Origin of the sequence: Nocardia sp. NPDC006982, from assembly GCF_042869435.1 — a bacterium.
Lineage (GTDB): Bacteria > Actinomycetota > Actinomycetes > Mycobacteriales > Mycobacteriaceae > Nocardia.
In genome coordinates this window covers 23,734-28,675 of the sequence record NZ_JBIAFV010000036.1, presented here as the reverse complement: position 1 = coordinate 28,675, position 4,942 = coordinate 23,734, and the positions used below count along the sequence as shown (strand labels likewise).

The following is a 4,942-nucleotide window of genomic DNA, read 5'->3' as shown; positions in this document are numbered from 1 at the left end:
CGTTTGAGTCCCTTGAGTCAAGTCCTCATGCGGTGAGGCGTTGCGCGGCGTGATGGAAGTTTCGGTCGTAGGGGGTGCCGTGGTGCCAGCAGGCCCAGATGACGCGGAGCCAGGCGCGGGCGACTATGCGGGTGGCGTGAGGGTTGCGTTTGCCGCGTGCATGGGCGCTGGTGTAAAGCTGGGCGGCCCAAGGTGATTGCATGCGGGCGTTGTGGGCGAAGGCGGTAATGGCTTTGGGGGCCCGCGTATTGGCTGCCCAGCGAAAGTAGACCCCACTGGTCTTGCCGGAGGCTTTGGTGACTGGGGTGACGCCGCATTCAGCGGCGGCCTGGTCGACGGTGTCGACGCGGTCGAGGATCGGTCCGACCTCGGCGAGTAGTTGAGCCAGGTTGATGGTGCCCACGCCTGGTAGAGCGGCCGGCAGTCGTGCTCGGGGGTGTTGAGCGACGCGGTGTTTGATCAGGGCTTCCAGGTCTGCGATAGCGGTTTGGATGCCGCGCAGCAGTTGGACTTGGGCTGCGATCATCACGGCGAGGGTGTCGGTAGGCAGCTGGGCAGCCGGAACGGCGGCGGCGCGTAACCGGGCCAGAAGCTGCGCGGCGGGTTTTCCTCCGCGGTAGGAGTGTCGGCGCAAGAACGTGGCCATGCGTGCCTCGCCGAGCCGGGCGGCCGATTGCGGTGTGGGGTAGTCGGTGAGGAAGGCCAGGGCAATGGGTGATGCCAGCGAATGCAACAGCTCTTTGGGTCCTGGCCAGTGGGTGTCGAGCAGGGCGGCGAGCTGGTTGATGGCGGGCGGTGCGGGCTTGGACTTGATCGTCTCGGAGCCTGATGAGCGCCTGCAGTTCGCGCAGGCCGGCGTCGAGTGGGTCGAGTCGGCGCAGCCGGTGTCCGTCGGTGCGCAGGTAGTCGGCGAGTTTGTAGCTGTCGCCGGGATCGGATTTGGCGCCCGAGGCGCCCCATCGGGGCCGCGCGGCATGAAACGCGTTCGGATGCACTGGCATGACGGGATGCCCGGCGGCCAGCAACCGGTCGACGACCAACCCACCGGTCCGCTCGATGGTCACCGGGAGGTCGGCGGGATCTCCGTGACGCGCCAGACGGGCCAGCGTCGAGGTCCACGCCTGCTCGGTGTGGCTGAACGCCCATCGGTCCAAGATATGACCGCGGTCATCGATGATGGTCACGTCGTGAGTCTTGCTCGCCCAATCCCAGCCGATGAACGGCATGCACAGTTTCCCAAAGGTTTTTCGATGGTCATGCCCTCGTCAGTCGACGCTCCGCTGCCGGTTCTTCATTGTTCGGCCCTCGATTGGGGCATGTCCCTGACGCCGGTCATCGGAGCCTCGGCGCATCAGGAGTGGCTGTACTCAAACTGGCCATCCAATGCGGCGCGGCAACGTGGCCATCTCCTGATGCTGACCCAGGGCCGCGATCCGATCGGCGGACCGCATCACCAACACTCACCCAATGAGGCATCGTCTGATCTCGCGGGTGGTGCGCCCTTCGGCGAGCCGTCGGCGGGTGTAGGCGCGGGTGGTGTCGTCGGCGCGCATCCTGGTCATAACGATGGTGTGGATTGCCCGGTTGAGGCGGCGATCACCACCACGGCTGAGCCGGTGACGCACGGTATTGCCCGATGATGCTGGCATCGGGCAGGTCCCGGCGATCTTTGCGAGTGCGGCCTCGGTCTTGATCCGGCCGGGATGCGACCACACCGTAAGAATGACCGCGGCGACGACCGCGCCGACCCCGGGCAGGGCGAGTAGTTCCGGTGCGTGCTCGCTGACGAGCGCGTCGAGCTGTCTGCGATTGTCTTTGAGCTGGTGGTCGAGGTCACCGATACGGCGGGCCTGACGGATCGCTTCGGTTCTCGCGGTGGCGATTCCGAGTGGTTCGTTGCGACTGCGCCAGTTGGCGATCGTCGTGATCTGCGCCGTGGTGAGCGGGCGACGCGCGTCGATACCCAGGTCGTGTGCGCGCACCAACGCGGTGAGCGCGTTGACACAGCGGGTCCGGTCGGTGCTCATCTGCTCACGCGCCACGCTGAGCACGTTGAGCGCGGCCCGGACCTGACCACGGCGGCGGTCGCAGAGCCTGCTCAACGGTGTGATCAACGTCGAGCGAGCTGCGGTCAGGGCGTCGAGTGCATCGGTTTTTCCCTTGTCGCGCAACCGCTTCGACGATGGTGTCGGCGCCTCGACGACCCGGTAGCCGATCCGCTCGAGACGTTCGGCCAGGATCGCCCCGTAGGACCCGGTGCCCTCGGCTGCGATCAGGACACCGTCGATGTCACCGTCGGTGCGGCGGGCCAGCCAGATGATCGCGCGTTCGAGTCCGGCGCTGGTGGTCGGGAACCTCGATTCATCGGTGACCCGCCCCGAGGGACACTCGATGATCGCGTAACTGTGTGGCGGCGTGGGTGTCGACACCGACGACGAATCGGTAGTGATCTGCCACGATGGACAATGCGATGTCTCCTGTCGATGGGCGGACGTCGTAACCGGCGTCGGCCCGGGTGAAGATCACTACGAGGCAAACCTGTAAGGAGCCACAACCGATTTCGGTCGGGCAGGCTTCTGATCAAGCCATCGTGGTGGGCCGGGTCGATGCCGGCCTCCGGACCGAACGGACAACTCCCGGGAATGACACCCCAATAAGAGGCCAGGCGATTCACGAGTCACGCCCAGCCCGAAGGACCAGCACCACCCTGCCAGCCAGCCCCAGGCCAGCCACCACGAACACTTACAGGCGATTCAGTGTCAACGCGATCTCGCGCGTAGGAATTACATCGGCGCAACGGCCAAAGGTTTCACCTGATCGTAGGCTGCCGTAGCCATACCAGGGCATTGCCAGATTCGGGGACACCGGACTGAAACCGCTACACGAGGGGTGCCCGCGTTACGCTGCTGCCCTCCCACGCGATCTTGTGAATCCGCGCAGAGCGCAATCTCCGCATTTGTGCGCATGTCTTTTCGCCTGGCGTGGCCGACAATACAAAGTTGCGGTGGCGAGCGGGCGGTTTTCCATCTGTTCACCATCAACAGGAAGTTGATGCTGAATCACTCAGGCTGCGAAGCGAAAGGCTGTACAGCGTGGCGTATCGGCTGGCTGTCGATTTGGACGATGTGACACGGTTGCCAAGTGGCAGTTCGCAGTGGCCGACATGTTGTCGTGATTGTTATCTCTGCCCAACCTCGCAACCCAGGAGCGACAGCCGACGGCTTCCCGCGGCAGGGCCCGTGAAGCCGAAACTCTGCTCGGGGCCGCCGCTTACATCCAAATTAGAGCCGAGACACTCGACCTTGAGTCACCAGTGGTCTGCGTCCACGCCAGCAATTCGGCTGCAGCCACCTGGATTGTGGTTCACAGGCGCCGTGATGGTTGGTGGGTGATGATGATGGCGAGCCAGACCTTGTACGTCGACCCGCTGGCTCTGCGCGCGAGGGCGGCGGAGTTCCGCCGGATCGGCGCCGCGGCACTGCAGCGGGTGGATGAGCTGCGGGCCGAGTTCGCGGCGAAGGGGCAGCCTTGGGGTGGGGACGCGGCAGGCAAGCAATACGAGAAAGACGTAGTGCCCCAGATCAGCGAGAGCTTCTCGGTCTGCGACCAATCAGCGCGCGCAGTGCTGCACCTCGCCGACCAACTGGAGCAGATGGCGAATCAGTACGAGGCAGCAGATCTCGCGGGAGCCAGAAACATCTCGAACGCCGGCGACGGCTCCTCCGTCGTTGAGCCGACCCCAGCAGCACCGCAGCCTCCGCGGTCGGTTCCGCATGAGCCGACGGCACCGAACTCGCTGACTCCGGTCAGCGCATCGCCGACCCGAGTCGAATTTCCTGCCCGAGTCAAGTCGCCTGTCGGTCCCGCGCGTCCAGATGTGCCCGCCACCCCAGCAACGCAGACGGGTGACGGAGGTGGCCCCGCAGGCACGCCATCTCGAAACACTGGGAACGGCGCAGAGCCATCAGTGAACAGCGGTGCATCCAACGACAAGAACCCACCTCGGCCGCCGGTGAGCGCACCGGTTGGCGGTCGCTTCGGCGGACCCGCCATCACACCCCCGACCGCGGCGGACCAGAAGGCGCCTCGTGCCGTGGATGAGAAGCCGAGCGCGACATCTCCCTGGCGACCGGTCGATAAGGGCTCAGGCCCGGCATCGCTGTCCAGTACGCCATGGTCGTCCCAGTCCAAAGTCAGTGCGCCACAATCGAAGCCACCCCGGCCAGCGGCCGAGCAGCCATCGCGACCAACCCCTGCTCGACCTCGGAAGGCGGAGAAGAAACAGACCAAGAAACAGCCAAAACCCGGCCCGAATTCGGATCTTTTGCGGCTGGGACGCGAGCTGGCCGACCGATACGGCCTGACCGTAACCGGCTTCGACATACCGGATCTCGACCCGTCCTCGGTCAAGGAGTTCGTGGCGGCCATCGATACCGTCCTGCCGCACTACCCGGAGATCGACCTCCGCTCGGTGCGGATCGAGCCCACGACAACGCATTTGGTCGAGTTCGCAGAACTGGACGATATCTCTGGGCGGGTGCTTGCCTTGAACAGCATGCTCGTGACGGCAGCAGCGCCTCCGCCTACCGGCGCCACGTTCGACGCGACCGTGCGTGCACTGGGCCGAGCACTGATCGCCGCGGGGGGCGGCCGCGCGGTGGCATCGACACGCCGCGTGTTGATCAGGCTGTATTTGGATTCCTTGGATATCCGCCAACGCTACGACACGATCGCGCGGGTTGGGCGGGGGTACCGGGCATGGCTGACTGATGAAGGCATCCCTAACAGCGAAGGTCGACTTGATTCCATGGCCGCGCTGGACGAGGCATTCCTTGCAGTAGTGCGCGATGGCGGCAGTGCGAGCAATACGGCGAAATCCCTGCATCAGGCCATTGTTTCGGCCGTACGCACGCTCGGCTGATCGGCGAAGGACCGCTGTCTC

The 4,942-nt window shown here is 65.1% G+C and carries 3 protein-coding genes and 1 pseudogene; 1 reads left to right on the top strand and 3 read right to left on the bottom strand.

What is annotated here, in order from left to right; all coding sequences use genetic code 11:
• Window positions 1-25 precede the first annotated feature (25 nt).
• From ACFYOW_RS47315 to ACFYOW_RS47305, 3 genes and pseudogenes are all read right to left on the bottom strand, one after another.
• The gene (locus ACFYOW_RS47315; RefSeq protein ID WP_387298391.1) at window positions 26-733 is read right to left on the bottom strand and encodes a transposase; all 708 of its coding nucleotides are present in this window, start codon (window positions 731-733) and stop codon (window positions 26-28) included.
• Window positions 734-845: 112 nt separating this feature from the next.
• Window positions 846-1,226: pseudogene (locus tag ACFYOW_RS47310) on the bottom strand (transposase); the annotation flags it as partial.
• A gap of 234 nt (window positions 1,227-1,460) precedes the next feature.
• Window positions 1,461-2,429 carry an IS110 family transposase gene (locus tag ACFYOW_RS47305; RefSeq protein ID WP_387298389.1) on the bottom strand — a complete coding sequence of 323 codons (969 nt, stop codon included), beginning with the start codon at window positions 2,427-2,429 and terminating at the stop codon, window positions 1,461-1,463.
• A gap of 1,988 nt (window positions 2,430-4,417) precedes the next feature.
• Between ACFYOW_RS47305 and ACFYOW_RS47300 the strand changes: the two genes are divergently transcribed.
• Window positions 4,418-4,921: a hypothetical protein gene (locus ACFYOW_RS47300; protein WP_387298387.1), complete on the top strand. Its 504-nt coding sequence runs from the start codon at window positions 4,418-4,420 to the stop codon at window positions 4,919-4,921.
• Window positions 4,922-4,942: the final 21 nt, after the last annotated feature.